We start from the raw sequence: 25,823 nt of genomic DNA, 5'->3' as shown, positions 1-25,823 counted from the left end.
GGCGCTGCGGTGGTGCCGGCGGTTCAACAACCGTTGCGTCCAGGCGCGCGTCGATGGGGTACTCCCCGCAGCGAAATTAAGGAGGAGCCGAAGGCGGGGGACATTCGCGGAGGGGAGTACCCCGTCGGCGCGCGCCCGCCCCCGGCCTACGACAACACGGCCCCCTCACCATTGCCACAGAACACACGACCCGCTAGGGTTGTCCGCATGACCCCAGAGACCTCCCCAGACGCCGCGAGAAGCTACGCCATCCAGATGCACGGCGACCAGAAATACGGCGTGCACCCCTACGTTCATCACCTCGATGCAGTGGTCGCGCTGCTGCGGCCCTATGGAGAACAGGCGCAGGTCGTGGGCTACCTGCACGACGTGGTCGAGGACACCGAGGCCACCGTGGCCGATGTCGCCGAACGCTTCGGCACCCTGGTGGCCGGCTGCGTGGCGCTGCTGAGCGACGCGCCCGGTGCCAACCGCAAGGAGCGCAAGGCGCGGACCTATGCGGCCATGTCGCATGTGAAGGGCGAACAGGAACTCGCGCTGACCGTGAAGGCCGCCGACCGGCTGGCCAATGTGCGCGCCTGCGTGGCCGATGGCCATCGCGACCTGTGGGAGACCTACCGCGGCGAGCACGCCACCTTCAAGGCCGCCGCCTACCGGGCCGGCCAGTGCGATCCGCTCTGGGCCGAGCTCGATACCCTGCTCAGCGACGCCGCAGCGCCTGCGCGTAGGCCGACGGCGTGAGGCCCAGCTCGCGCCGGAACGCGCGCGAGAAACCCGAGGCGCTCGCGAACTGCAGGCGCCAGGCGATCGCCTCGATGCTCTCCTGGCCCGCCGCCAGCAACGACTTCGCGAGCTCGAGCCGCAGGCTGCCCAGATACTGATGCGGCGTGCGGCCCGTCGAGGCCTTGAACGCCCGCACGAAATGGAAACGGCTCAGGCAGGCTTCGCGCGCCATGTCCTCGAGCGACAGCGCGCGTTCCACATGGGCCTGCAGATAGGCCTGCACGCGCGCCAGCCGCGCGGGCGACAGGCCTCGGCCCGCCGTGGCGGGACGGGCCACCGGCGCGCCCGTGTGCCGCTGCCCGATGCGCGCCAGCAGCGCATGGCCCAGCGTGTCGAGCAGCAGTTCGCCGCCGCTGCTTTCCTGCCGCAGCTCCTGCGCGATCGCCAGCCCGATCTGCGCCACCAGCGGATCGGCCAGCCCGCCCGCATAGGGCCAGTCGGCCAGCGCCGTGCGGGCCGCGAAGTCCGGGTCGAGCCCGCCGTCGACGTAGAAGTGCAGCAGCTCCACGCCCTCCCCCTGCAGCCGCAGATGGTCGACCGGCACCCCGCCCGGGCAGATGCAGAAGCGGCCCGGCTGCGCCTCGAAGCGCTGCTCGGCCTCGCCGTCCGCGCGCCGCGACACCCGGCCATGGCCCGCGATGCCGATCGCCACCTCGGTCACCGGCTGCACGAAGCCGGGTGCGTCGACCGCCGCGTGCCGACGGATCTCGGCGCCGAAACCGCGCCAGGGCCGCGCGAACGAGTCGGCGAGCGCGAGGCTGCCGGCCGCCGCGTACTTGGCGCCGTAGCTGGACGATGCGGCAGGAAGAGCGGTCGCGTGGTTCACTGAGCAATCCCGGACAAGAACAGAGCAAGCGCGGAATCCTACGAACGACGGGCCGCCGGTACAACCTCGCAGACCCCGACGCGGCGTCGCGGCCCCACCCCATCGATCACCTCGGAGACATCCCCATGCCCTTCCTGTCCCTGCCCTTCCACCGCCTGCGCTACGAAGACACCGGCGGTCACAAGCCCGCGCTGGTGTTCTGCCACAGCTTCGGCATGCGCGCCGAGATGTTCGCGCCGCAGCTGCGCCACTTCGCCGCCACCCACCGCTGCATCGTCTGGGACCAGCGAGCCCATGGCGAGAGCGCGGCCGAGCATCCCTTCGGCTTCTGGGACTCGGCGCGCGACCTGATCGCGCTGCTCGACCACCTGGGCATCGACCGCGCCGCGGTGGCCGGCACCAGCCAGGGTGGCTTCGTCGCGCTGCGCGCCGCGCTGCTCGCGCCTTCGCGCATCGCCAGCGTGGCGGTGTTCGGTTCCTCGATCGATGCCGAATCCGAGGCCACGCGCGAGGCCTACCGCGCCCTGGTCGCCGAGGTGCAGGCCTCGTCCTTCGAGGCGCCGCCGCTGCAGGCGATCGAGGCCATGGCCCATGTCTGCTTCGGCCCGGACTTCGACGCCGGTGCCTGGAAGCGCTCCTGGCAGTCGTGGAACCCGGTGCAATGGCAACTGGCCTTCGACGCGCTGGCGGGCCGCGATGCCATCGCGCCCTTGGTGGGCGCGCTGCGCATGCCGGTGCTGGTGATGCACGGCACGCGCGACAACGCCTACCCGATCGAGGTCGGCCGCCGCATCGCCGCGGCCATCGCGCAGGCGCGCTGCATCGAGGTCGAGGGCGGGCAACACTTCCTGAGCATCACCGATCCCGAGGTCGTGAACCGCACGCTGGCCGCCTTCCTCGCCGAGCACGCGCAGCGCGTGCCCGAGCGGCTTCAATCGGCCTGAACGGTGTCCTGAACGCCGCCCTTGCCGCCGATCATGCGCCACGCGCTGGCCGCGCTGAGCAGCGCCAGCCCGGCGCTCAGCAGCATCACCCAGCGGAAGCCCGCCACGAAGGCTTCGGCCACCGCGCGCCGCAGGGCCTTGGCGGTGGCCGCATCCACGCCCGGCGGCATGGCGGCGCCGGCGAGCTTGGCACGCTCACCTTCGAAGAAGGCCGTCACCTGCGCCGAGGCGCCCGCGGCCTGCAGGTGTTCGGCCAGCGCGGCGTCGAAAGCCCAGGCCATGATCGCGCCGAAGACCGCGATGGCCAGCACCGCGGCCGCGCGCGAGACCGCGTTGTTCACGCCCGAGGCCACCCCCGCGAGCTCGGGGCCGACCGCGTTCATCACGGTGGTGGTGAGCGGCGCCACGGTCACCGTCATGCCCAGGCCCAGCACCACCACGGCCGGCAGGAAGCCGCTCCAGTAACTCGCGCCCACGCCGGGCAGCGCGAACAGCGCGAAGCCCACGGCAGCGATCGCGGGCCCGATCACCAGCGGCAGCCGCGGCCCGAAGCGGTCGACCAGCTGGCCGGCCCAACCCGACAGCGCGAACATGATGAGGATGAAGGGCAGCAGCGCCGCGCCGGCCGCCGTGGCCGACCAGCCCTGCACCTGGATCAGGTTGAGCGGGAAGAAATAGAGGCTGCCGCCGAGCGCGGCATAGAGCAGCAGGGTCAGCAGGTTGGCACCGCTGAAGTTGCCGATGCGCAGCAGCGAGAGCGGCAGCATCGGCGCGCGCACGCGGCGCTCGACGGCGACGAAGCCCGCGCTGCCCGCGACGCCGATGGCCAGTGCCGCGAGCACGGCCGCCGAGGTCCAGCCCTGCGTGGGCGCCTCGATGAACGCATAGACGATGCCGCCGAGCCCGGCCGTGGCGAGCAGCGCGCCCCAGGGATCGAGGCCGCCGCCGGCCGAGGCGCCGCGGCTCTCGGGCACGTGGCGCCAGCAGATCCACAGCACCAGCAGCGCCATCGGCACGTTGACCAGGAAGGCCCAGGTCCACGAGAAATGGTCGACCAGGAAGCCGCCGAGCACCGGCCCCACGGCGGCCGTGATACCGCTGAAGCCCGACCAGGTGCCGATGGCCTTGCCGCGCTGCTTCTCGGGAAAGGCCGCGCTGATCAGCGCCAGGCTGCCCGGCACCAGCAGCGCGCCACCGATGCCCTGCACCGCGCGCGCGGCGATCAGTTGCTGCACGCTGGCCGCGAGCGCGCAGGCCACCGACGAGAGCGCGAAGATCGCGACGCCGATCGCGAACACGCGGCGCCGTCCGAAGTGGTCGCCGAGCGCGCCGCCCACCAGCAGCAGCGCGGCCAGCAGCAAGGCATAGGACTCGACCACCCACTGCGCCTGGAAGGCCGTGGCGCGCAGGTCGGCCTGGATCGCGGGCAGCGCGACGTTGACCACGGTGCCGTCGATGAAGGCCATGCTCGAGCCGACGATGGCCGCGGCCAGCACCCAGGGCCTGGAGGCTTCGGGGCAGCCGGTGTCGTCGACGGCGTCGGCGCCGTGCTGGATCAGCGTGTCGTCGCAGGGCGTCTTGCCGATCTGTGTCATCGCTGGTCTCCGCTTCTTCTTGGTCCCACCCAGTCCAGAGCTTCATCCCGCCGCACCGCCCTGCCCCGCAGTCATTGCGGGGCCGCCGCCTTCAGAGGGCGCAGGCGGTCGCCGACGGATTGGCGCGCGCCGCGGCCACGCTGCGCGCCATCGCCGCGGCCACGGCGGCGGTCACGCGCTGGGCGCCCTGCGCCACCGCGTCCATGCCGGTGCCCACCGGTTCGCCGGCCTCGAAGCTGCACACCAGCGTGCGCGGCTCGTCGGCGCGCCGTAGGGTCCAGCTGAAGGCCGCTTCGACACGGCCGCCGTCGACCGCGTCGAACTGCTTGAGCTGTGCCGCGATGCGCCACACCGGCTGCACGTTGGGGCGGCCGCCCTTGCTGACGTCGAGCGCGCCCAGGCGCGTGGCGATGCCGCTGGCCAGCGCGTCGCGCAGCTCGTTCTCGAACGACGAGGCCCAGCGGTGCTGCTCGAGCACCTCGACCTGCACGCTGCCGCCGGGCTTGCGCACCACCATCTGCGGCCGCGCCAGCCGCTCGGGCACGGCCACGGGCGCGAGCTCGATGGCCAGCGGCACGGTGCCGCTGGCGGCGGGCGCGGCGATCTGGTCCGCGGGCACGCTGCTCGCGAGGGTGTAGTAGCTGTCGGGCTTGCTCGCGCAGCCCGCGGCGAGCGCGGCCAGCACGGCGATGCCGGCGAGAAGGGTTCGGCTGTGCGTCTTCGTCATTTCTTGTCGTCCGGTTTGCCGCGCAGCAGCGATTCGGGATGGCGTTCGAGGTAGTCGGTCAACACGCGCACCGAACCGGCGGCGCGCGTGAGCTCCTGCAGCATCTGGCGCGTGTCCTGCTGCAGCGGCGAGTCGTCGGCCAGCGTGCGCTCGGCCGAGTTCACGGTCTTGCGCACGTCCTTCATGGCCGCGGCCAGCTCGGGCGTCACGTCGTTGTTGATGCGGCTCACCGTCTGCTCGGTGGCGGTCAGCGTCTTGTTGAGCGTGGCCAGCGTGGTGCGCAGGTCCTGCGCGATCTGCTCGTAGGGCACCTTGTTGAGCTTGCTCGCGATCTCCTGCACTTGCGACTGGATCTCGTCGAGGCTGTTGGCCATGGTGGGCAGCTCGATCGGGCTCTTCGTCAGGTCGATCTTCGCGGGCGGGGCCTTCGGGAAGAAGTCGAGCGCGACATAGACCGAGCCCGTGATCAGGTTGCCGTTGCGCAGCTGCGCGCGCAGGCCCTTCTCGGTGAGGAAGCGCAGGCGCTCCTGCTGCGAGAAGCGCGGCTCCTTCTCGTTCGTGCGATCGACGCTGCGGCGGCGCAGCCGGTCGGGATAGATCTGCACCAACACCGGCATGCGGAACTCGCGCTCGGCGCGGTCGAACTCGACACCGATCGACTTGACCTCGCCGATCACCACGCCGCGGAAGTCGACCGGCGCGCCCGGCACCAGGCCGCGCAGCGACTGGTTGAAGTACATCAGCAGGGTCTGCGAGGGGCCGTCGGGCTCCTTCATCGCCGTGACCTCGTCGGGCGCGAGCATGAAGGCGGTGTTCTCCTTCGCGAGCGGGCCCATGGCGTCTTCGGGTGCCTGGAACGCGATGCCGCCGAGCAGGATGGTCGCGAGCGACTGGGTGCGCAGCGTGAAGCCGCTGGCGCTCAGTTGGGCATCGATGCCGCTGGCCTGCCAGAAGCGCGTGTTGACGCCCACGAACTTGTCGTAGGGCGCGTTGACGAACACGCGCAGCGTCACGCCGCGGCCGTCGCCGTCGAGTTCGTAGGCCGCCACCTGCCCCACCTTGATGCGGCGGAAGTACACGGGCGAACCGACGTCGAGCGAGCCGATGTCGGCGGCGCGCAGCAGGAACTGCTGGCCCGAGTCGTCGCGCGTGACGATGGGCGGTGCCTCCAGGCCCTTGAATTCGCCCGAGGTCTCCTTCGACACGCCGGCGTCGGCGCCGATGTAGGCGCCCGACAGCAGCGTGTTCAGGCCCGAGATGCCCGAGGTGTCGAGCCGCGGCCGCACGACCCAGAAGCGCGAGTCCTCGGAGGTGAAGCCCTCGGCCTCCTTGTTGAGCTGCACCAGCACGCGCACGTGCGAGCGGTCGCGCGCCAGCCGCAGGCTCTGCACCAGGCCGATCTGCACGTCCTTGTATTTGACGGCGGTCTTGCCGGCCTCCAGGCCCTCGGCGGTCTTGAAGGTCAGCACGATCTCGGGGCCGCGCTCCATCAGGATGCGCGCCACCAGCATCACGCCGACCAGCGCGGCCACGATCGGGATCAGCCAGATCAGCGAGGGCAGCCACTCGCGGCGGCGCTTGACCTGCGGCCTCGGCAGTGGCGGCGCGGACGGCGCCGGTCGGTCTTGCGGTTGTTCTTCTTCACTCATGCTGCTTGTTCTTCCCTGTTCTCGAAATTCTCTTGCACGGCCTGTGCCTGCTTGCTGTCCCAGGTGAGCTTCGGGTCGAAGCTCAGCGAGGCCAGCATGGTCAGCACCACCACCGAGCCGAAGGCCGCGATGCCCACGCCCGCGGTGATCACCGCGAAGCCCTGGATCTGCACCAGCCCGGTCAACAGCGACACCACGAACACGTCGAGCATCGACCAGCGGCCGATGATCTCGATGATGTGATAGAGCTTGGCCCGCTCGTGCTGCCGCCAGGTGCTGCCGCGCTGGGCCATCACCACGAGCAGGAACAGCACCGCCAGCTTGAACAGCGGCACCAGGAAGCTCGCGATGAAGACGATGGCCGCGAGCCCGTAGGCGCCCGAGACCCAGAAATAGATCACCCCGCTGAGGATGGTGTCGTACTGCGCGCCGAACAGCGTGCGCGTGATCATCACCGGCAGCAGGTTGGCCGGGATGTACATGATGCAGGCCGCGATCAGGAAGGCCCAGGTGCGCGTGAGACTCTGCGGCTTGCGCGTGTGCAGGTGCGTGCCGCAGCGCCCGCAGGCGTCGCCCTCCTGCGCGTCCTGCCAGACGGCCGCGCAGTGCGGGCAGGCCAGCAGGCCCAGCGAGGCGGCGGTGACGACCGGCGTGTCGGCGTGCGGCTCGTGCCCGGCAGGCTCCGGCTCGGGCGGGCGCGCGCGGCGCAGCGAAGGGAACTTCATGCGGAAGCCCTCTCCCCGTCCTCGTCGCCGGCGGCGCGGAAGGTCATTTCCCAGAACGCGCCCGGGTTGAACGACAGCACCGCCGTCAGCGTGACCGTGAGCGCCACGAAGGCCCACAACGCCGGCCCGGGCACCACCGTCGCCATGCTCGAGAGCTTGACCACGGCCACCAGCACGCCGAGCAGGAACACCTCGATCATTCCCCAGGGCCGCAGCGACTGCATCAGCCGCACCAGGATCGCGAAGCCCAGCGGGCGGTGCTCGCGCCGCAGCGGGATCAGCAGGTAGACCAGGATGCACAGCTGCAGCAGCGGAAACAGGATGGTGGTGGCCAGCACCAGCAGCGCCACCACCGACATGCCCTCGGCGCCGAGCACCACCACCGCACCGGCCAGCGTGGTCTGGCTGCGCAGGCCCTGCAGCTCGATCTCGACGATCGGGAACAGGTTGGCGATCGCGAACATGATGAGGCTGGTCACGGTCAGCGGCAGGATGCGGCTTTCCTGCGCGCCCGGATGGCGGCCGATCTCGGTGCCGCAGCGCGCACAATGGGCGACCTCGCGCGGCTGCAGTTCGGCGCGGGCATAGACCGCGTCGCAGCCGGGGCATACCACCGTATCAGGTACTTCCTTCATGGGGCCGTACCCTAACCTATTCAGCCCGCGTGTCCCGTCGTCCTGAGCCGCAAGCTGCTGAAGATTGCGGCGATACCGGCACAACAGCCGGCCAGCACCAGCGCCACCACCGGCCCGTGGCCGCCATGCGGGCTCCAGATGCTGAAGACGCCGGCCAGCACCACCGCGCCCAGGGTCTGGCCCGTGAGCCGCGCCGTGCCGAGCATGCCGCTGGCTGCACCGCTTCGGTGCGCGGGCGGCGAGGTCACGATGGTGTGGTTGTTCGGCGACTGGAACAGCCCGAAGCCCAGCCCGCACAGCGCCATGCGCCAGGCGATGTCGGCATTGACCGGGTGCGCCGGCAGCAGCGCCAGCGAGAACAGGCCGGCGGCCATCAGCCCCAGGCCGATGCCGCCGAGCAGCCCGTCGGGATAGCGGCCGATCAGGCGGCCGGCCAGCGGCGCCATCGCCACGATCGCCAGCGGCCAGGCCGTGATCAGCAGGCCGGCCTCGAAATGGCTGCGGCCGTAGACGTCGAGCAGCAGGAACGGCAGCGCGATGTAGGCCAGCATCTGGGCGCAGAAGGCCGCCACCGAAGTGCCCATGGAGAGCGCGAACACCGGGATGCGCAGCAGGTCGATCGGGAACAGCGGCACCGCGAGCGAGCGCTGCCGGCGCAGGTAGACGAAGCCCACCGCCACGCCGGCCAGCAGCGTGAGCCAGGCGCTCAGCGGCGGGCCGCCCGCCTCCACCCCGCCCTCGCGCACGCCCAGGCGGTCGACGCCGAGGAACACCAGCGAGAACATCAGCACGTTGAGCGTCACGTCGATCGGCGAGAAGCGCAGGCCCGCGGCCGGCGCCACGCGGTTGAAGGGCAGCGCCTTCATGCCGAGCGCGAAGGTGACGATGCCCAGCGGCACGTTGATGGCGAACAGCCACGGCCACGAGGCCACCGACAGGATCGCCGCCGCCACCGAGGGCCCGGCCACCGAGGAGGTGGCGACCACCAGCGAGTTGATCGCCATGCCCTTGCCGAGCTGCGAGGACGGATAGGTCAGCCGCACCAGCGCCGCGTTCACGCTCATGATGCCGGCCGCGCCCAGGCCCTGGAAGGCGCGCGCGGCGATCAGCGTGGTCAGCGAGTTGGCGAAGGTGGCGGCCGCCGAGGACAGCGTGAACACCGCCATGCCCACCAGGTAGACGCGGCGGTAGCCCACCAGGTCGCCCAGCGAGGCCAGCGGCAACAGCATCACGAGGATGGCGATCTGGTAGGCGTTGACCACCCAGATCGACTGCGAGGCGCTGGCGTTGAGCTCGCGCGCGATGCCCGGCAGCGCGAGGTTGACGATGGTGCCGTCGAGCACCGAGACGATCAGCCCGAGGATGATCACCAGCATCGACCAGCGCCGCGCGGGCTGGTCGAGGCCGTCGATGACGCGCGCGCCGCCCTCGGTGCCCACGCTGGCCGCCACGCTGCTCATCAGGCCTCCTGCACCCGGCGCGCCGGTTGCGTGCCGCGGTCGCCGCCCAGCGTGAGCCAGGTCAGCACGCCGGCGATCAGCGCGCCCGCGGCCATGCCGGTCACCATCGGCAGCGGGCCGCCGTCGGTGAAGGCCCCCACCACCGCCATCGCCACCGCGCCGGTCAGCATCTGCAGCGTGCCCAGCAGCGCCGAGGCGGTGCCGGCGATGGCGCCGTGCATCTCGAGCGCCAGCACGCCGGTGGTCGGGATCACGAAGCCCATGAAGCCCGAGGCGATGAAGTACAGCACGATCATCACCCACAGGCTGTCGCCGCCCATGGCGTAGTAGGCGAACATGGCGACCATCGCCACGCCGCAGCCGGCCACGCCGAACTTCACCAGCCGCGCCAGGCCGAAGCGCTCGCCGAGCGCGCCGTTGAACTGCGAGGCGCCGAAGAAGGCGGCCGCGTTCACGCCGAAGGCCACGCTGTAGAGCGCGGGCGACAGGCCGTAGTGGTCGATCATCACGAACGAGGAGTTCGCGAGGTAGGTGAAGAAGCCCGCCATCGCGAAGCTGCCGATGAACACCAGGCCCAGGTAGTGGCGGTCGCGCAGCAGCAGCCAGTAGGCGGACAGCGCGCTGCCGATGCTGCTCTCGACGCGCTCCGAGGCCGGCCGGGTCTCGGCGAGCAGCGTGGCCATCATCGCGAGGCCGGCGACGGCCGCGATGGTCACGGCCCAGAACACGCCGCGCCAGCCCGTGACCGCGATCACGCCGCTGCCCACCAGCGGCGCGAGGATCGGCGAGATGCTGAACACCAGCATCAGCAGCGACATCAGCCGCGCGGCATCGGTGCCAGTGTGCAGGTCGCGCACCACCGCGCGCGGGATCGCCATGCCGGCCGCGGCGCCCAGGCCCTGGATGAAGCGCAGCGCGATCAGGGTCTGGATGTCGGTCGCCAGCGCGCAGCCCACGCTGGCGATCGCGAACACCGCGAGGCCCGCGTACAGCGGCGGCTTGCGGCCCACCATGTCGGAGACCGGCCCATACAGCAGCTGGCCCGCGCCCAGCGAGATGAAGAAGGCCGTGAGGCTCATCTGGACCGCGCCGATGTCGGCGCGCAGGCTCTGGCCGATGGCCGGCAGGGCCGGCAGGTACATGTCGATGGCGAAGGGACCGATGGCGGAGAGCAGGCCCAGCAGCAGGGCCATGCGGAAGAAGGGAGAGGAACGCATTGGGGCGATTGTCGCCAATGCGCCGCCCGCGCGCCGGCGGCGCGCCCAGTGTCCCCTCGCCCCGGCCCCGCTAATCTTGCGAAAAGAAACGGTTGACCGGCCGCGGCAGGCCCAGGTTCTCGCGCAGGGTACGACCTTCGTATTCCTGCCTGAAGATGCCACGGCGCTGCAGTTCGGGCACCACGCGGTCGACGAAGGCATCGAGCCCGCCGGGCAGCCAGGGGAACATCACGTTGAAGCCGTCCGAGCCCTCGCTCTCGAGCCATTCCTGCATCTCGTCGGCGATGGTCTGGGCCGTGCCCACGAAGGCCAGGCCGCCATAGCCGCCCAGGCGCTGCGCGAGCTGGCGCACCGTGAGGTTCTCGCGCCGGGCCAGCTCGATCACGCGCTCGCGTCCGCTCTGGCTCGCGTTGGTGGGCGGCACCTCGGGCAGCGGGCCGTCGGGGTCGAAGCTGGAGGCATCGTGGCCCAGCGCGATCGACAGCGAGGCGATCGCGCTGTCGTAGTGCACCAGGCTGTCGAGCTTGGCGCGGATCGCCTTCGCCTCGTCGACCGAGTCGGCCACGATGGTGAAGGCGCCCGGCAGGATCTTGAGGTGCTCGGGGTCGCGCCCGAGCTTGCGCATGCGCGACTTGACGTCGGCATAGAAGGCGCGCGCGTTCGCCAGCGTGCCCGGCGCTGCGAAGATCAGCTCGGCCGTCTCGGCCGCGAGCTGGCGGCCGGCCTCCGAGGCGCCTGCCTGCACGATCACCGGCCAGCCCTGCACCGGCCGCGCGATGTGCAGCGGCCCGCGCACCGACAGGTGCTCGCCCTTGTGGGCCAGCACGTGCAGCTTGGCCGGATCGAAGAAGCGGCCGCTGTCGACGTCGCGCACGAAGGCGTCGTCGGCCCAGCTGTCCCACAGGCCGGTCACCACGTCGTAGAACTCGCGCGCGCGGTCGTAGCGCGCGTCGTGCTCCATGTGGTCCTCGCGGCCGAAGTTCAGCGCCGCGTCGGGGTTCGAGGTGGTCACGATGTTCCAGCCCGCGCGGCCGCCGCTCAGGTGGTCGAGCGAGGCGAAGCGGCGCGCGATGTGGAACGGTTCGTCGAAGGTGGTCGAGGCGGTGGCGATCAGCCCGAGGTGCTGCGTGTGCTGCGCCAGCGCCGACAGCAGGGTGAAGGGCTCGAACGAGGTCGCCGTGTGGCTGCGCTGCAAGGCCTCGATCGGCATGTTGAGCAGCGCGAGGTGGTCGGCCATGAAGAAGGCGTCGAAGCGGCCCCGCTCCAGCGTCTGCGCGAGCTGCTTGAGCCGCTCGAAGTTGAAGTTGGCGTCGGGCCAGGCGCCCGGGTAGCGCCAGGCGCCGGTGTGGATGCTGACCGGGCGCATGAAGGCGCCCAGGCGCAGCTGCTTGCGCGCGCTCACGGCTTGTCCCAGAACACCAGCGCGCGCAGCTCGATGCTGCGGCGGGGCGGCGCCTCGGGCGAGCCGGTCGGGTCCTCGAAGGCCGTGTGGGCCGTGAGCCGCGCCGTGCCGTCCTCGCGCGAATCGAAGATCTTCAACAGCAGCGCCTCGTCGGGCCGCAGCCGCGGGAACCAGTACCAGCGGTGCTTCGGGTTCCAGGTGAAGGAATAGGTCTCGCCCACCTTGTCGGGGTAGATCAGGTCGCTGGGCACCAGGTCCGCCGGATCGATGGAACGCGCATCGCACAGCGCGAGCGGCAGCCGCTCCACCGTGGCCAGCGGCCGCCACAGGTTGACGATCGCGAAGCGCTTCGCGAGCCGCTCGGCCGCTTCGTCGGGCGGCAGGTGGTCGGTGACGCGGCGCCGCGCCGAGGCCGGCGTCTGGTCGTCGTGCACGCGGCGCACCGGCTCGCGCAGTTCCGAGGTGCGGCGCGAGCCCTGGGCGCTGTCGCGCAGCGTGTGATCGAACACCACGATCTTCTCGGCCCCGGTCACGTCGCGCAGCAGCGCCTCGGACTCGCGGTAGTAGATGTCGCGGATGGTCGCGTCCTGCGAGAAGTCGGCCAGCACGCTGCGGTGCGCGATCTGGGTGAAGCCGCTGCGGTCGAGCGAGAGCTCGCGCAGCGCCACCAGCGGGCGGCCGTCGCGGATGGCCACGCGCCGCGCCTCGAGCTCGCCCGTGACCCAGGGCGTGCCCGGCGGCGGCTCGAAGGTGTAGCTCGCGGGCCGGCCCTGGCCCGGCTTCAGGTAGTTGAGCTCGGCCTCGACCGACGGCAGGGTGGCGATGAGCGGATGCTCGTGCGGACTGAATGGCGATGCGGAACTCATGCGCTCCTCGTTCTGAATCAGAAGGGTTCCTTGAACGGCCGCAGGTCGAGTTCCTGCGTCCAGGCGCTGCGATGCTGGGCATGCAGCTGCCAGTAGCTCTCGGCGATGGCATCGAGCTGCAGCAGCCCGTCCTCGCCGGCCTGCGCCGCGCGCTGGGGCGCCCCGCTGCGCAGCCGCTCGCCGTCGATGCCGCCGTCGATCACGACATGGGCGACGTGGATGCCCTGCGGCCCGAACTCGCGCGCCAGGCTCTGGCTCAGCGAACGCAGCCCGGCCTTGGCGGCCGCGAAGGCCGCGAACGGCGGCTTGCCGCGCAGCGCGGCGGTGGCGCCGGTGAACAGCAGGCTGCCGCGCCCCGCGGGCGTGGCGCCGTCGAAGGGATTGGCCAGCAGGCCGCGCAGCGCCTCGCGCGCGAACACGAAGCCGCCGAGCGTGCTGGTGCGCCAGGCCTGGGTGAACTGCTCGACCGAGATCTCGAGCGTGGGCGCGCGCGCCGCGCTGGAGGCGTTGAACACTGCCACCGACAGCGGCCCGAGCGCGCGCACGCGCTGGCCGACGCCGTGCACCTCGGCCTCGCTCGCCACGTCGGCCGCGAAGGCATGGGCCGTGCCGCCCGCGGCCGCGATCTCGGCGGCCACGGCCTCGAGCTGCTGCGGCGTGCGGCCGGTCAGCGCGACGACGAAGCCCTCCTGCGCGAAGCGCCGCGCGAGCGCGGCACCGAGGCCCGCGCTCGCGCCGACGCCCGCGATCCAGGCGACGGAGGGACCACGGGAGGCGGTGGGTTCGGCGGGGGAGGAAGACGGGGAGGAAGCGGCGTTCGTGGACATCGGGGCGGGTCGCAAAGCGTGGATCGTCACGAAGGCTATACCCGCGCCCCGGGGGCCGGAACGATGGAAAAGCGATAACCATATGCGCGAACCGGTCGAGTCCCGGGCCCGATGCAGGCCGGCCGCGGAAGGTGCACAAGCGCCCTGCCCCGTGCTTTCCCGCCTCGGTCATTTCCGTGTCAGGAATGCCGGCCCGGCCGGCCTAACATGGTCCGGCGGCCGGCGACGGCCGCGGCTTTCCTCAACGCCTCCCATATCACACACACAACAGGAGACAACACGTGAATCCGATCGAGCAGAGAACCATCTCGAAGATGAGCTGGCGGCTGTTGCCGCTGCTCATGGTCAGCTACTTCATCGCCTACCTCGACCGCGTGAACCTCGGCTTCGCGGGCGCCGCCATGTCGAAGGACCTGGGCTTCAGCGCGGCCGTGTTCGGCAGCGCGGCCGGCATCTTCTTCATCGCCTACTTCCTGTTCGAGGTGCCGAGCAACATGGCGCTCGAGCGCTTCGGCGCGCGCCGCTGGATCGCGCGGATCATGTTCAGCTGGGGCATCCTGTCGGCGGCCCAGGCCTGGGTCGGCGGCTCGACCAGCTTCAACGTCGTGCGCTTCCTGCTCGGCATCGCCGAGGCCGGCTTCTTCCCCGGCGTCATCTTCTACATCACGCTGTGGTTCCCCTCGGCCTACCGCGCGCGCATCGTCGGCTGGTTCATGTTCGCGATCCCGATCTCCACCGTGATCGGCTCGCCGATCTCGGGCTTCATCCTCAACATGGACGGGATGGGCGGCATGCACGGCTGGCAGTGGCTGTTCATCCTCGAGGCGATCCCCTCGCTGATCCTGACCTTCTTCGTGCTGTTCTACCTGCCCGACGGTCCGAAGGACGCGAAGTGGCTCACGAACGAGGAACGCACGTGGCTGCAGGGCACGCTCGACGCCGAGCGGCGCAACCGCGAGTCGATCAACCAGATCTCGTGGAAGCAGTCGCTGCTGAACCCGCGCGTGATCGGCCTGGGCTTCGTCTACATGGGCATCACGGTGCCGCTGTACGGCCTGAGCTTCTTCCTGCCGCAGATCATCAAGGGCTTCGGCGGGCTGGGCAACGTGGAGATCGGCTTCATCAACGCCTTCCCCTACCTGGTGGGTGCGATCGCGATGCTGTTCTGGACCCGCGCCTCCGATGCGCGCAAGGAACGCAAGTGGTTCCTGCTGATCCCGCTGGCCTGCATCTTCGTCGGCCTGGTGCTGGCGGCCGAGACCAGCGCGCCGGTGCCCAAGATGGCGGCCGTGACGCTCGCGGCCTTCGGCATCTTCAGCGCCCTGCCCACCTTCTGGACCCTGCCCACCGCCATGCTCAGCGGCACCGCCGCGGCCGCGGGCATCGCCTGGATCAACTCGATCGGCAACCTCGGTGGCTACATCGGCCCGACCATCTTCGGCACGCTCAAGGACCGCATGGGCAACGACATCTACGCGGTGATCTTCCTCGCGCTGCTGGCGGCCGTGGCCTTCGTGCTGGTGCTGATCATCGGCCACGACGCGCGCACCGAGCAGGCCACGGCGCCCGGACGGGCCTGAGATCGTTCAGGCGCCGGCGCGCAGTTCCGCGCCGGCCAGCCGCGTCGCTTCCGCGGCCTTGGCGGTCTCGAGCTGGTGCCAGGCCTCCCAGCATTCCTTCGAGCAGCAGGGCCACCAGCCCAGCGGCCCGACCACCGCCACCTCGCCGCAGCCGTTGCCGCACCAGCGCAGCACGAAGGACTTGGAGCGGCGGCGCGGCGCGGCGGGTGGCTGCAGGGATTCGAACGGGGAATGACCGGGGTGCATGGGCGGGGCTTTCTTCGCTGTCTTCGAGAGGCCGGAACGGGTCCGACCTCCTGAAGACGAACGAAGGGTGCCAAACCCTCAGTCCTTCGCAAAAAAATTTGCGCCTCTTCAGTAAAGCGTGGCCTTCTGCCGCGCCGGCAGCTCGCGGTCGTAGCTCGCGCCGTCGAAGGCGGCATCGGTCAGCGCCGACAGGATCGCGCCGGGCGTGGGCACGTCGGGCCGTGCCTCGTCGGGCCGCGGCGCCCACAGCCGCGAACGCTGGATCGCACGCGCGCACTGGAAGAACACGGTCTCGACCGCGATCTCGATCACGCACTGCGGCGCCTTGCCCTCCACCGCGAAGCGCGCGAGCAGCGCGGGATCGGCCGTGATGCGCGCGCGGCCGTTGACGCGCAGGGTCTCGCCCACGCCCGGAATCAGGAACAGCAGCGCCACGCGCGGATCGGCCACGATGTTGCGCAGGCTGTCGATGCGGTTGTTGCCGCGGCGCTCGGGCATCCACAGCGTCTTCTCGTCCTTCACCGCGACGAAGCCCGGCGGGTCGCCGCGCGGCGAGGCATCGAGGCCGTCCGGCCCGAGGGTGGCGAGCACCGCGAACGGCGAGGCCTCGATCAGCGCCCGGTAGGAGGGATGCAGCCAGTCGATCTCCTTCTTGAGCGAGGCTTCGCCGGGCTGGCCGAACAGGGCCTGGAGCTGGGCCAGGGTCTGGATCGCGTGCGGGTCGTGGGTCATGACGGTCGATGGTGAAGGGAATCCCGGGACGGCTCGAGTTTCGCGGCACTGCGCCCGCAGGCGATGGCCGTGCCGGCCAGCAGCGCCGCCGCCACGCCGTAGACCCAGGCCGACGACGCAATGGGCAGCAGCAGCCCGGCCAGCACCGGCCCCGCCCCCGCGCCGATGTCGCGCCAGGTCGAGCGCGCGGCCAGCGCCTGCACGCGCTCGGGTCCGGGCGTGCGGTGCGCGACGATGGGCGCGATCAGCGGCAGTTGCAGCGCGCGCAGCACCACGATCAGCGCCGCGCAGCTCCAGAGCCAGCCCAGGCCGAAGCCCACCAGCGCCAGCGCCGTGAGCAGCGACAGGCTCACCAGCAGGCGCTCGGCGCCGAAGCGCTCGGCCATGCGGCCGCCTACGGGACTGAGCGCGATCTCGGAGAAGTAGCGCAGCGCCATCAGCACGCCGGCCACCACCACCGCCGCGCCCGGCAGCAGGTCCTTGCCGAGGTACGACAGGCCGACGATGAACAGGCCGTCGAGCGCCAGCCCTTCCATGAAGGACCAGCCGTCGAGGCTGTTCGGCCGCTGGAAGCGCTTGGCCGCCACCGCGACCGGATGCGGCGCCGTCGGCAGCCGGCGCGCGGCCAGCAGCCCGAGCAGCGCCACCGCGGCCAGCAGCCAGAAGATGGTGCGCGGCCCGCTCCAGTGCGCGAGCACCGCGCCCAGCGGCAGCGCCACCACCGGACCGAGCGCGATGAAGGCACGCGAGCGGCCGCTGCGGCGCGCGGCGCCCACGGGGTCGGCCGTGGCCAGCGCCTGGGTCGAGAGGTTGAAGGCCGCGAAGCACAGGCCCCAGAGCAGCCGCAGCGGCAGCAGCGCCCACAGCCCCGAGAGCGTGGCATAGCCGAGGCAGCACAGCACCGCGCCCGCGACGGCCAGCGTGCAGGTGCGGCGGTCGCCATGGCGCGCATAGAAGTCGGCCACCCAGCCATAGCCGGCGATGCGCACGAGGCGGTTGGCCGCGAGCAGCAGCCCCGCCTCGGCGAGCGTGACGCCGAACTGTGCGGCATACATCGGCAGCAGCAGGTAGAGCACCACGTCGCCCGGCAGCGCGAGCCCGAGCGAGAGCGCGGCGTGGCGGGAGTTGCGGTCGGTGGTGGAGACGGAGGCCGCGAGGGTGGCGGGGACGGAAGCGGAGCGGCGGGAAGAAGACATCGAGCCCGCATCGTGCGCCCGCGGAGGCCGCGCCGACAAACGACATTAACGCGCCGCATGCGTGACAAAATCGCACGCATGCCGTCCCGCGAGCCTCCCCTGAACGCCGTGCGCGCCTTCGCGGCCGCGGCGCGCCACCTGAGCTTCACGCGCGCGGCGCACGAACTCCACGTCACCCACAGCGCGATCAGCCGCCAGATCAAGGGCCTCGAGGCCTTCCTCGGCGTCGCGCTGTTCGAGCGCCGCATCCGCCAGGTCGCGCTGACGGCCGAGGGCCAGCAATTCTTCGCCGAGGTCGATCCCGCGCTGGCGCAGATCGGCGCCGCCGCGCGCGCGCTGCAGGCACAGGGCGCGGCGCGCACGGTCCGCATCAACGTGCGGCCCTCGTTCGCGGTGCGCTGGCTGATCCCGCGCCTGCCCTCCTTCGTCGAGCGCCATCCGGACATCGAGCCGCAGGTGGTCACGAGCACCGTGATGCCCGAGCAGGTGGCCGACAGCTTCGACATCGCGGTGCGCCGCGGGCTCGAGGGCTGGCCCGGCGCGGTCGTGGTGCAGCCTTTCCTCGAGGACGAGGTGCTGGTGGTCGGCGCGCCCGCGCTGTTCAAGGCCCATCCGCTGCGCGACCTGCGCGCGCTGGCCGCGCACGTGCAGCTGTCGGCGCGCACGCGCAAGGAGGACTGGGAGGCCTGGAAGAAGCAGGTCGGCGCGCCGCGCGTGCGGCCGGCCGGACGGCTGCAGTTCGACCACCTGCACTTCGTGCTGCAGGCCGCGGTCGACGGCCTGGGCATCGCGCTCGCGCCGACCTCGCTGGTGTCGCACGACCTCGCCTCGGGCCGGCTGCACTCGCCGCTGCCCGCGCTGCGCATGCGGCTCGAGCGCTACTACTACGGGCTCGCGCCGGGTGCGGCGCCCGAGGCGCGACAGGTGGCTGACTGGTTCGAGGACATGCTGTTGGCGCAGCAGGCCGAAGCCGTGGGCTGAGGCCCGTCTTCACGGGTCCGTTTTCGGCCAGCCCGATGCGGGGCGGTCCACGACCATCGGGTCATGTCTTCCGCCCTGCCCCGCCCCTTTCTCCATCTGGCCCATGCCAACCTCGCGGCGCAGTCGGCCGAGCAGCTCGGCCTGGCCGCGGTGCCGCTGGTCGCGGTGATGGCCTATGGCGCGGGCGCCGTCGAGACCGGGCTGCTCGCGGCCGTACAGACCCTGCCCTTCCTGCTGCTCGCGATGCCGCTGGGCCTGCTCGCCGATCGCATGCCGCGCCGGCGCCTGATGCTGCGCGCCGAAGTGCTGCGCGCGCTGTCGCTCTTGCTGATGCTCGCCGTGCTGGCGGCGCCGTGGTCGGCGCGCATGGGCATCGCGGGCATGGCGCTGCTGGGCTTCATCGGAGCGATCGGCACCGTGGCCTTCAGCGTCGCGGCGCCCGCGCTGGTGCCCGAACTCGTGCCGCGCGAGGCGCTGGCACGCGCCAATGGCCGCATCGAGCTGGCGCGCAGCGCGGCCTTCGCGGCCGGCCCCGCCGTGGCGGGCGCGCTCGTGGCCTGGACCGGCGCGGGCGCGGCCTTCGTGCTGGCAGCGGCGCTGTCGGCGGCGGCCGTGGCCCTGCTGTGGAAGCTCCCCGAGCCGGCGCGCCGCATGCCTGCCGCGCGCCATCCGTGGACCGAGCTGCGCGAAGGCGCGCGCTTCGTGCTGCGCCATGCCTGGCTGCGGCCGATGCTGTTGACCGGTGCCATCTTCAACATCGCATGGTTCGTGCTGCAGGCCGGCTACGTGCCGCATGCGGTGCGCGCGCTCGGCCTCGGCGCGCAGGGCGTGGGGCTCACGCTCGCGATGTACGGCGCGGGCATGGTGGCGGGCGCGCTGCTCACGCCGCGCATCGCGGCACGTATGAGCCCGGGCAGTGCGATCCGCGTCGGCCCGTTCAGCGCGGTGCTGGCCGCGGTGCTGATGGCTTCGACGCTGCATTGGCCCAGCGCCGGGCTCGCGGCCCTGTCGCTGTTCGTGTTCGGCGCCGGGCCGATGGTGTGGACCATCAGCTCGACCACTCTGCGCCAGGGCGTGACGCCCGCGGGCATGCTGGGCCGCGTCTCGGCCGTGTTCCTCACGGTGAATGCCGGCGCGCGGCCCGTGGGCGCGGCGCTCGGCGCGGGGGCCGGCGCGCTCTGGGGCGAAGCCGGCTGCCTGCTGCTCGCGCTCGCGGGCTTCGTGCTGCAGGCGGCGGTCATCGCGCTCGCGAAGCTCGATGCCGCATCCTCGGACGCGGCGTTGCGCAGCCCTACTTGAGCGTCGACCAGACCATCGCGCGGCAGCCCGGCTGGTTGGCGGGCGGCAGCAGGTCGCAGTTGCGCAGCGCCTGGCGCTGGTTGTCGTTCATGCGGTCGTAGCGATCGCGGTCCCGGTCGCGTTCGCGCTCCCAGCCGCCGCCACCGCCGCCATAGCGGCGCGGGTCTTCCGAGCGGCGGCGCGATTCGATGTCCTGCAGGTTGTCGCGGTCCTGGCGCGAGAGGTTCTCGTTCTGCAGGCAGCGCGCATAGGCCGGGCTCTCGGGACGGAAGCCATAGGCCATGCAGTTCTGCTCGTCGCGCATGCGCTGCTCGCGCGCATGTTCGCCGGGCGTCACGCAGCCCGCGAGCAGCGTGCCCGCGGCAACGGCCGCGAGTGCGAGGCGCGGCGCGGAAGAACGGAAGGCGCGAAGAAGAAAAAGCGGTCGGGGTTCGATACGGTTCACAGTCATTGCCGAACTCTAGGCCGCAGAGTTAGGAATGATCTGAATCAATTCTTAAGAAGCACATCCTCGAAGAAGGCACCGATCGGCCGTTCGAGGTCGCGCACCTGGACCTCGAGCACCCAGATGCCGTCGCCCGGAACGAAGTCGGCCTCGGCCAGGCGGTGCTTGCCGTAGAGCGCATGCGGAAAGTCCGAGACCCGGTGGCCTCCGGTCTCGCGCACCAGCGCGCAGCCATGCGTGCGCGCGAGCTCGCTCGCGAAGTCGTAGAGCGCGGCGCCGCTCAGTCCCTGCCGCCAGGCCTCCTGCGCGCGTTCGAAGATGTCGCGCGCCGCGCGCGTGACGCGCGCGTGGTCGGCATCGGCACCGAGAACGAAGGTATCGCCGTAGTCGCCCTCGTAGCCGTCCCAGACCGGACCCAGGTCGACGGTGTAGACGTCGTCCTCGCGCAGGCGCCGCTGGCGATCGACCGGCTCGCGCGAGGTGCGTTGCGTGTCGGGCCCGAAGCGCACATAGGTCGGATGCCAGTTGTAGGCGGCGCCGAGTCGCCGCAGATGCCGGTCGGCGACCGCGATCGCTTCGCCCGTGGTCATGCCGGGCTCGATCAGCGCGGCGATCTGCGGCAGCGCCTCCATCGAGCGGCGACGCGCCTCGAGGATGCCGTCGCGCGTGAACGTGGCGCCCACCTTCTCCCAGGGATGGCGCGCGACCTGCGGTGCGCCCTCCTTCGTGCTCGGGAGAAACACCTCCGAGACGAAGCGCGCCTTCGGCAGCCCCTCGGCCTGCAGCAGCGCGCGCGCATCGCGCACCATGGCCGGATTGCCGCAGGCATAGACGATGGTCCGCGCCCAGTCGTGCACGGCCTTCGATGCCGCGTGCTGCACATGCTGCCTGCCTTCCGCGCGCGAAGACGACACCGCGGTCCAGCGAAAACCCGCGTGCACCCGCGCCATCTCGTCGAGCCATGCGGCCGCATAGCAGTCGCCGGCCTCGGCCACGCCCCAGTAGAGCGACAGCGTGCGGAACGCGCCGCTCGCGAGCGCCGTCTGCAGGATCGGCCGAACGCCCGCGAAGCCGGTGCCGGTGGCCAGCAGCACGAGGTGCTCGACCTCGTCGGCGGGCGCCTGCCAGACGAAGGCGCCATGGGGCCCTTCGAGCTCGAGCAGGTCCGCGGGCCGCAGCGACGCGAGACGCTGCTCGGTGAACAGGCCGCCCGGCATGCGGCGGATATGGAACTCGAGCCGGTTCGCTTCGCCCTCTTCCGACGGCCGGTTGGCGATCGAGAAGCTGCGACGCTCGCCGTCCTCGAGCACGAACTGCGCATGCTGGCCCGGCGCGCAGCGGAACGGCTCGGCGCTCTGCAGCTCGACCACGAGCCGCGTGACCTTGGCCGTGAGCGGTTCGCAGATCACGACCTTCGCGGAGTGCCGCGATGGCGCGAGCACCGGTGCGCTCCAGTGCGCGAAGCGCAGCCGCAGGTCGCTGGTGGCACGGCACTGGCACATCAGCAGTTCCCCCTCGTCGACCTGGTAGGCCGCCTCCGAGGGCGGTGCGATGCGCTCGACGCCGCCCTCGAGCAACTGCGCGCGGCACGAGCCGCATTCGCCGCGCTTGCACGAGAACGGCACGGCCACGCCCTGCGCCAGGGCCGCGTCGAGCAGGCTGTCCGCGCCATCGAGGGGGAATCGCGGGCCGTCGGGCGCGAGGGTGCAGAAGAAGTGCGTGGGGTTCGTCGTCATGGGGAGCTTCGTGGGTGGAATGCCTTGGACGCGAATCTAAATAGAATGTGGCCTTGCTTGTAGATCCATTTCGGAGAAAGCGATAAGGCCACTTTCCAGCCCCCCGCAGGCCCGACGCACGCCATCGAGCCTCGATCTCGCGACCGAACCGCCGCGCGAGGGCGAGGCCAAGCAGGCCTGGATCTACCGCCAGATCCGCGCCCGCATCCTCGACGGCGCACTGGCCAAGGGCGCGCGCCTGCCCTCGACCCGGCAGCTCGCGCAACGCTGGCAGGTGTCGCGCGTGACCGTCGACGCGGCCTACGACCAGTTGCGCAGCGAGGGCTACCTGGTCAGCCGGGCCGGATCGGGCACTTACGTGGCGGCGCAGGTGCCCGACCGCTTCTTCGAGGCCGGTGACGCGAAGCGGCGCCCGGCCACGCCCCGTACGCGGCCGGCCTGGAAGACCGACATGGCGCCGCTCGCCGCCACCGAGGCCCACCAGGCCTTCATGGCACGCGTGGCCGATCCGGCGCTGTTCCCGCTCGATCTCTGGCGCCGCACCTTGCAGGCCAGCGCGCGGCGCGTGACCGCGGCACAACTGTCCGACGACGATCCCTTCGGGCTGCCGGCGTTGCGCGAGCAGATCGCCGGCTACCTCGGGGTGGCGCGTGGCATCGCCTGCGAGGCCGAGCGGATCGTGATCGTCTCGGGCATTCGCGAAGGGCTCGACCTCTGCGCGCGGCTGCTGCTGGCGCCCGGCGACAAGGTGCTGCTCGAGGACCCCGGCTACCTGCATGCCGCGCCGATCTTCGGCCACCACGGGCAGCAGCTGATCCATGTCCCGATCGATGCCGAAGGCTTCTCGGTCGCGCAGGCGCGCCAGCAGGCGGGCGCGCGGCTCGCGCATGTCACGCCCGCGCACCAGTCGCCCAGCGGTCTCACGATGCCGGTGTCGCGCCGGCTCGAACTGCTGTCATGGGCCGAGGCCGCGAAGGCCTGGGTGGTCGAGGACGACTACGACAGCGAGTTCAGCTACGACAGCGCGCCGTTGCCGGCACTCAAGAGCCTCGATGCCGCCGACCGCGTGATCCACTGCGGCAGCTTCAACAAGACCCTGTTCGGCGCGCTGCGCATCGGCTACATGGTGCTGCCGCGCGCGCTGGTCGCCGACTTCCGCCGCGCCTGCCACATCGCCGGGCGCTCCACCGGCGTGATCGAGCAGATGGCGCTGGCCCGCTTCCTCGAGAGCGGCGACTTCGCGCGCCATGTGCGGCGCGCGCGCATGGTCTATGCGCAGCGCCGCGACCTCGTGCTCGGCGGCCTGCGCGCGGCGCTCGAGCCCGCGCGGCTGCATGTCACCGGGGAACACGCGGGCTTCCACCTCGTGTGGTGGCTGCCGCCGGACATGGCGCTGGCGCCGTTCCTGCGCGCGGCCGCGCAGCGCGGGCTGCGCTTCCAGGCAATCTCGGATTTCTGCCGGCGCAAGGACCTGCCGCCGGGGCTGGTGATCGGCTACACGGCGATGGACGACGCGGCGCTGCGCCGCAACGTCGACGAGCTGCGGCGGCTGATCCAGAGCGCCTGACGCGGCCGTGCCTTTGCATCGTCCTGTCATCAAGGCCCTTTAAAAGGCGAGCGAGACGGTCCACGAATCCGCAATCGCCGCCGCCCCCGCGGCCAGTTGGAGGAGAACATGAACGAGCCCGCCCACATCGGTGTCGCCGCGCGCCAGCGCATCCAGCAGCAGGCCGAGCAGATCCAGCGCTCGCTCGATGCGATCGGCGCCGGCCGGCCCGGCGACGCCGAGCCCGAGATGCTGCGCCGCAGCGCCGTGCTGCAGCGGCGGGTCGGCCTGCCGGTGCAGGAGGCCGCGCGCGAAGCACCGCATTCGGGCGCGGAAAAGGTCTGGGGCAAGACGATCGACTTCGTCGATGTCGCGTTCCTGCAGCGCGGCGCCTATGCGGCGCGCGCCGTGGCGCGGATCGTGACGCGCGACGGCCAGGGCCTCGGCACCGGCTTCATGATCTCGCCCGTGCTGTTCCTCACCAACAACCACGTGATCGGTTCCAAGGCCGATGCGGCGGACCTGCTGGTGGAGTTCGACTACGAGCGCGACCTCGCGGGACGCCCGCGCGTGCCCACGCGCTTCGCCTTCGCGCCCGAAGCCTGCTTCCTCACCAACGACCAGGACGACCTCGACTACACCGTGCTGGCGGTCGGCGGCCGCCTGAACGGCCCCGGCACGCTAGCGGGCTACAGCTTCCTGCCGATCTCCGCGGCCCGCGACAAGCACCAGCTGGGCGACCACGCGAACATCGTCCAGCACCCCGACGGCCGCATGAAGGAAGCCGTGCTGCGCGAGAACCAGTTGGTCTCGCGCGCGAGCACCACGCTGCACTACGTGGCCGACACGGAGCCCGGGTCTTCCGGCTCGCCGGTCTTCAACGTGCTGTGGCAGGTGATCGCCCTGCACCACTGGGGATCGCCGCACCGCGACCTGCTCGACCAGAACGGAAAGCAGATCGCCAAGACGGTCAACGAGGGCATCCGGATCAGCGCCATCGTGACCGACATGAACACGCGCAAGAGCGGCCTGCCGGCGCGCGAGCGCGAGAAGATCACCGAGGCCATCGCCGCGGGCCTGGACCCGCAGGTGGTCTCGTCCGTCGAGTCCGCACCGGCCGTGGCGCATGACGCTTCGCTCGGTGCATCGGTCGACGTGGCCAGCGACGGCACGGCGACCTGGACCATCCCGTTGCGCGTGAGCGTGCAGCTGGGCGGCTACCCGACCCGCAACGGATCGCCGACGCCCGCGCAGGACGCCGCCCCGCAACCGCATGCCGACGCGGCGCCGTCGAGCACCGGCGAAGAGGCACGGGTCCAGGTCGATCCGGACTACGGCAACCGCGACGGCTACCAGCCCGACTTCCTGCCCGGCGTTGCCGTTCCCCTGCCCAAGCCGCGCGGTGCGGCGGCCCTGCGGGCGGTATCGGTCAACACGCGTCCCAAGGCGGGCCGGCCCAAGTACGAACTGCCGTACGAGCATTTCAGCGTGGTGATGCACAAGAAACGGCGGCTGGCCTGTTTCACGGCCACCAACATCGACGGACGCCTCGCCAAGAGCTACGACCGCAGCACCGGCGTCATCGCTGCCTTCCATCCGGGCGAGGAGGAAGCGGACGAGGCCCCCGAGGCCAGCGAGCTCTGGTTCATCGATCCGCGCATCCCCGAGGAAGAACAGACCCCGCCCGCGCTGTACGCGGGACAGACGGCCTACGACGCCCAGGGCGCGGCCATCGTCGACAAGCGCAAGGCGGACCATGCGAACCGGATCTTCCAGCAAGGCCACCTGACGCGCCGGCAGGATCCGCTCTGGGGGCCGGACGACATCGTCGTGCGCGCCAATGCCGACACCTTCCACGTGACCAACCGGTCGCCGCAGGTGGGCTTCTTCAACATGGGCAAGAGGAAGCCGGGCGCCGAAGCGGCCGCGCACGCGGGCGGCACGCTGTACTGGCGCGCGCTCGAGGACTTCGCGCTCAACAACGCGGTGGCGGACCAGGCGCGCGTGAGCGTGTTCACCGGACCGATCTTCGACGACGAGAACGACATTCCCTGGGATCGCGGCATGCCCGAGATGGCCGGGTTCAAGGCCCCGCGCGAGTACTGGAAGATCGTGCTGCGCGTGGAGGACGGCCGCTTGCAGGCGACCGCCCTGAGCATCGACCAGACGCCGCTCATCGACTACGTGCCCGAGGCCACGCTGTCCGAAGCGACCTTGGCGCGCGTGAGCTTCGAGAAGGTGAAGCGCTACCACGTGAGCATCGCGGAACTGGAGCGTCTGACCTCCCTCGATTTCGGCGCGAAGGTGCGCGGCGCCGACACCCATCAGGGCGGGGAGCGGCGCGAGGTCGCGTCCTTGAGCCAGTTGCTGAGCGTTCCGCGCGCGCCGGGCCGCCGGCGCCGCTGA

General features: G+C 71.4%; 22 protein-coding genes and 2 pseudogenes. 7 read left to right on the top strand and 17 right to left on the bottom strand.

All coding sequences use genetic code 11. The features are described 5' to 3' along the window. Positions 1-207: 207 nt before the first annotated feature. On the top strand, positions 208-741 hold the full coding sequence (locus tag AC07PU_RS14455) for an HD domain-containing protein (RefSeq protein ID WP_093342005.1): 534 nt from the start codon (positions 208-210) through the stop codon (positions 739-741). Here the strand turns inward: AC07PU_RS14455 and AC07PU_RS14450 are convergent. Next, positions 701-1,609: a helix-turn-helix domain-containing protein gene (locus AC07PU_RS14450; protein WP_177239280.1), complete on the bottom strand. Its 909-nt coding sequence runs from the start codon at positions 1,607-1,609 to the stop codon at positions 701-703. The two genes, AC07PU_RS14455 and AC07PU_RS14450, sit on opposite strands and share 41 nt — an antisense overlap. Before the next feature lie 125 nt (positions 1,610-1,734). Between AC07PU_RS14450 and AC07PU_RS14445 the strand changes: the two genes are divergently transcribed. After that, the gene (locus AC07PU_RS14445) at positions 1,735-2,553 is read left to right on the top strand and encodes an alpha/beta fold hydrolase (protein ID WP_495318275.1); all 819 of its coding nucleotides are present in this window, start codon (positions 1,735-1,737) and stop codon (positions 2,551-2,553) included. Here AC07PU_RS14445 and AC07PU_RS14440 read toward each other — a convergent pair. From AC07PU_RS14440 to AC07PU_RS14390, 11 genes and pseudogenes are all read right to left on the bottom strand, one after another. Then, positions 2,541-4,148: an MFS transporter gene (locus AC07PU_RS14440; protein WP_495318273.1), complete on the bottom strand. Its 1,608-nt coding sequence runs from the start codon at positions 4,146-4,148 to the stop codon at positions 2,541-2,543. The genes AC07PU_RS14445 and AC07PU_RS14440 overlap by 13 nt on opposite strands. A 91-nt stretch (positions 4,149-4,239) precedes the next feature. Beyond that, positions 4,240-4,875 (bottom strand): PqiC family protein, encoded by a 636-nt coding sequence (locus AC07PU_RS14435; RefSeq protein WP_495318271.1) that lies wholly within the window; start codon positions 4,873-4,875, stop codon positions 4,240-4,242. Continuing rightward, positions 4,872-5,570: pseudogene (locus AC07PU_RS14430) on the bottom strand (MlaD family protein); the annotation flags it as partial. The pseudogene AC07PU_RS14430 and the gene AC07PU_RS14435, both read right to left, overlap by 4 nt. 276 nt (positions 5,571-5,846) lie before the next feature. Then, a pseudogene (locus tag AC07PU_RS14425) lies at positions 5,847-6,365 on the bottom strand (MlaD family protein); the annotation flags it as partial. 155 nt (positions 6,366-6,520) lie between these two features. Next, positions 6,521-7,249, bottom strand: coding sequence for a paraquat-inducible protein A (locus AC07PU_RS14420; protein WP_495318269.1), 729 nt, complete (start codon positions 7,247-7,249; stop codon positions 6,521-6,523). Further along, positions 7,246-7,884, bottom strand: coding sequence for a paraquat-inducible protein A (locus AC07PU_RS14415; protein ID WP_209541542.1), 639 nt, complete (start codon positions 7,882-7,884; stop codon positions 7,246-7,248). The genes AC07PU_RS14420 and AC07PU_RS14415 overlap by 4 nt, the downstream gene beginning before the upstream one ends. Positions 7,885-7,904: 20 nt before the next feature. After that, the gene (locus AC07PU_RS14410) at positions 7,905-9,344 is read right to left on the bottom strand and encodes an MFS transporter (RefSeq protein ID WP_296782672.1); all 1,440 of its coding nucleotides are present in this window, start codon (positions 9,342-9,344) and stop codon (positions 7,905-7,907) included. Next, positions 9,344-10,561: a multidrug effflux MFS transporter gene (locus AC07PU_RS14405; RefSeq protein WP_208512690.1), complete on the bottom strand. Its 1,218-nt coding sequence runs from the start codon at positions 10,559-10,561 to the stop codon at positions 9,344-9,346. The genes AC07PU_RS14410 and AC07PU_RS14405 overlap by 1 nt, the downstream gene beginning before the upstream one ends. A 70-nt stretch (positions 10,562-10,631) precedes the next feature. Beyond that, positions 10,632-11,927: an LLM class flavin-dependent oxidoreductase gene (locus AC07PU_RS14400; protein WP_495318318.1), complete on the bottom strand. Its 1,296-nt coding sequence runs from the start codon at positions 11,925-11,927 to the stop codon at positions 10,632-10,634. A 32-nt stretch (positions 11,928-11,959) separates the two neighbouring features. Further along, positions 11,960-12,829: a CmcJ/NvfI family oxidoreductase gene (locus AC07PU_RS14395; protein ID WP_495318266.1), complete on the bottom strand. Its 870-nt coding sequence runs from the start codon at positions 12,827-12,829 to the stop codon at positions 11,960-11,962. A gap of 17 nt (positions 12,830-12,846) precedes the next feature. Next, positions 12,847-13,656, bottom strand: a complete 810-nt coding sequence (locus AC07PU_RS14390; RefSeq protein ID WP_296782678.1) for an SDR family NAD(P)-dependent oxidoreductase — start codon at positions 13,654-13,656, stop codon at positions 12,847-12,849. Positions 13,657-13,937: 281 nt separating this feature from the next. Here AC07PU_RS14390 and AC07PU_RS14385 point away from each other — a divergent pair, with 281 nt between their 5' ends. Beyond that, entirely contained in the window at positions 13,938-15,236 is a 1,299-nt protein-coding gene (locus AC07PU_RS14385) for an MFS transporter (RefSeq protein WP_093342022.1), read from the top strand. A gap of 6 nt (positions 15,237-15,242) precedes the next feature. On the opposite strand, the gene AC07PU_RS14380 is transcribed toward AC07PU_RS14385, so the two are convergent. From AC07PU_RS14380 to AC07PU_RS14370, 3 genes are all read right to left on the bottom strand, one after another. Beyond that, positions 15,243-15,482 (bottom strand): hypothetical protein, encoded by a 240-nt coding sequence (locus AC07PU_RS14380; RefSeq protein ID WP_296782680.1) that lies wholly within the window; start codon positions 15,480-15,482, stop codon positions 15,243-15,245. 108 nt (positions 15,483-15,590) lie between these two features. Beyond that, the gene (locus tag AC07PU_RS14375; RefSeq protein ID WP_495318263.1) at positions 15,591-16,214 is read right to left on the bottom strand and encodes a pyridoxamine 5'-phosphate oxidase family protein; all 624 of its coding nucleotides are present in this window, start codon (positions 16,212-16,214) and stop codon (positions 15,591-15,593) included. Then, the gene (locus tag AC07PU_RS14370) at positions 16,211-17,410 is read right to left on the bottom strand and encodes an MFS transporter (RefSeq protein WP_495318261.1); all 1,200 of its coding nucleotides are present in this window, start codon (positions 17,408-17,410) and stop codon (positions 16,211-16,213) included. Before AC07PU_RS14370 ends, AC07PU_RS14375 begins: the two co-directional genes overlap by 4 nt. A 78-nt stretch (positions 17,411-17,488) precedes the next feature. Between AC07PU_RS14370 and AC07PU_RS14365 the strand changes: the two genes are divergently transcribed. Beyond that, positions 17,489-18,391 carry a LysR substrate-binding domain-containing protein gene (locus AC07PU_RS14365; RefSeq protein ID WP_495318316.1) on the top strand — a complete coding sequence of 301 codons (903 nt, stop codon included), beginning with the start codon at positions 17,489-17,491 and terminating at the stop codon, positions 18,389-18,391. 63 nt (positions 18,392-18,454) lie between these two features. Next, positions 18,455-19,690, top strand: coding sequence for an MFS transporter (locus AC07PU_RS14360; RefSeq protein ID WP_495318259.1), 1,236 nt, complete (start codon positions 18,455-18,457; stop codon positions 19,688-19,690). On the opposite strand, the gene AC07PU_RS14355 is transcribed toward AC07PU_RS14360, so the two are convergent. Both AC07PU_RS14355 and AC07PU_RS14350 read right to left on the bottom strand, forming a co-directional pair. Beyond that, positions 19,683-20,141 carry a hypothetical protein gene (locus AC07PU_RS14355; RefSeq protein ID WP_495318257.1) on the bottom strand — a complete coding sequence of 153 codons (459 nt, stop codon included), beginning with the start codon at positions 20,139-20,141 and terminating at the stop codon, positions 19,683-19,685. The two genes, AC07PU_RS14360 and AC07PU_RS14355, sit on opposite strands and share 8 nt — an antisense overlap. Before the next feature lie 38 nt (positions 20,142-20,179). After that, positions 20,180-21,871, bottom strand: a complete 1,692-nt coding sequence (locus AC07PU_RS14350; protein ID WP_495318255.1) for an NAD(P)H dependent flavin oxidoreductase family protein — start codon at positions 21,869-21,871, stop codon at positions 20,180-20,182. 67 nt (positions 21,872-21,938) lie between these two features. Here AC07PU_RS14350 and pdxR point away from each other — a divergent pair, with 67 nt between their 5' ends. Then, on the top strand, positions 21,939-23,438 hold the full coding sequence (gene pdxR / locus AC07PU_RS14345) for a MocR-like pyridoxine biosynthesis transcription factor PdxR (protein WP_495318314.1): 1,500 nt from the start codon (positions 21,939-21,941) through the stop codon (positions 23,436-23,438). A 108-nt stretch (positions 23,439-23,546) separates the two neighbouring features. Next, a complete protein-coding gene (locus tag AC07PU_RS14340) occupies positions 23,547-25,823 on the top strand; it encodes a DNA/RNA non-specific endonuclease (RefSeq protein ID WP_495318253.1) in 2,277 nt (758 codons plus the stop codon).

The sequence above is a fragment of the Variovorax sp. GW821-FHT10D07 genome (assembly GCF_059415325.1).
The sequence above is the reverse complement of the archived record's forward strand: the minus strand, read 5'-3'. Positions and strand labels throughout refer to the sequence as shown.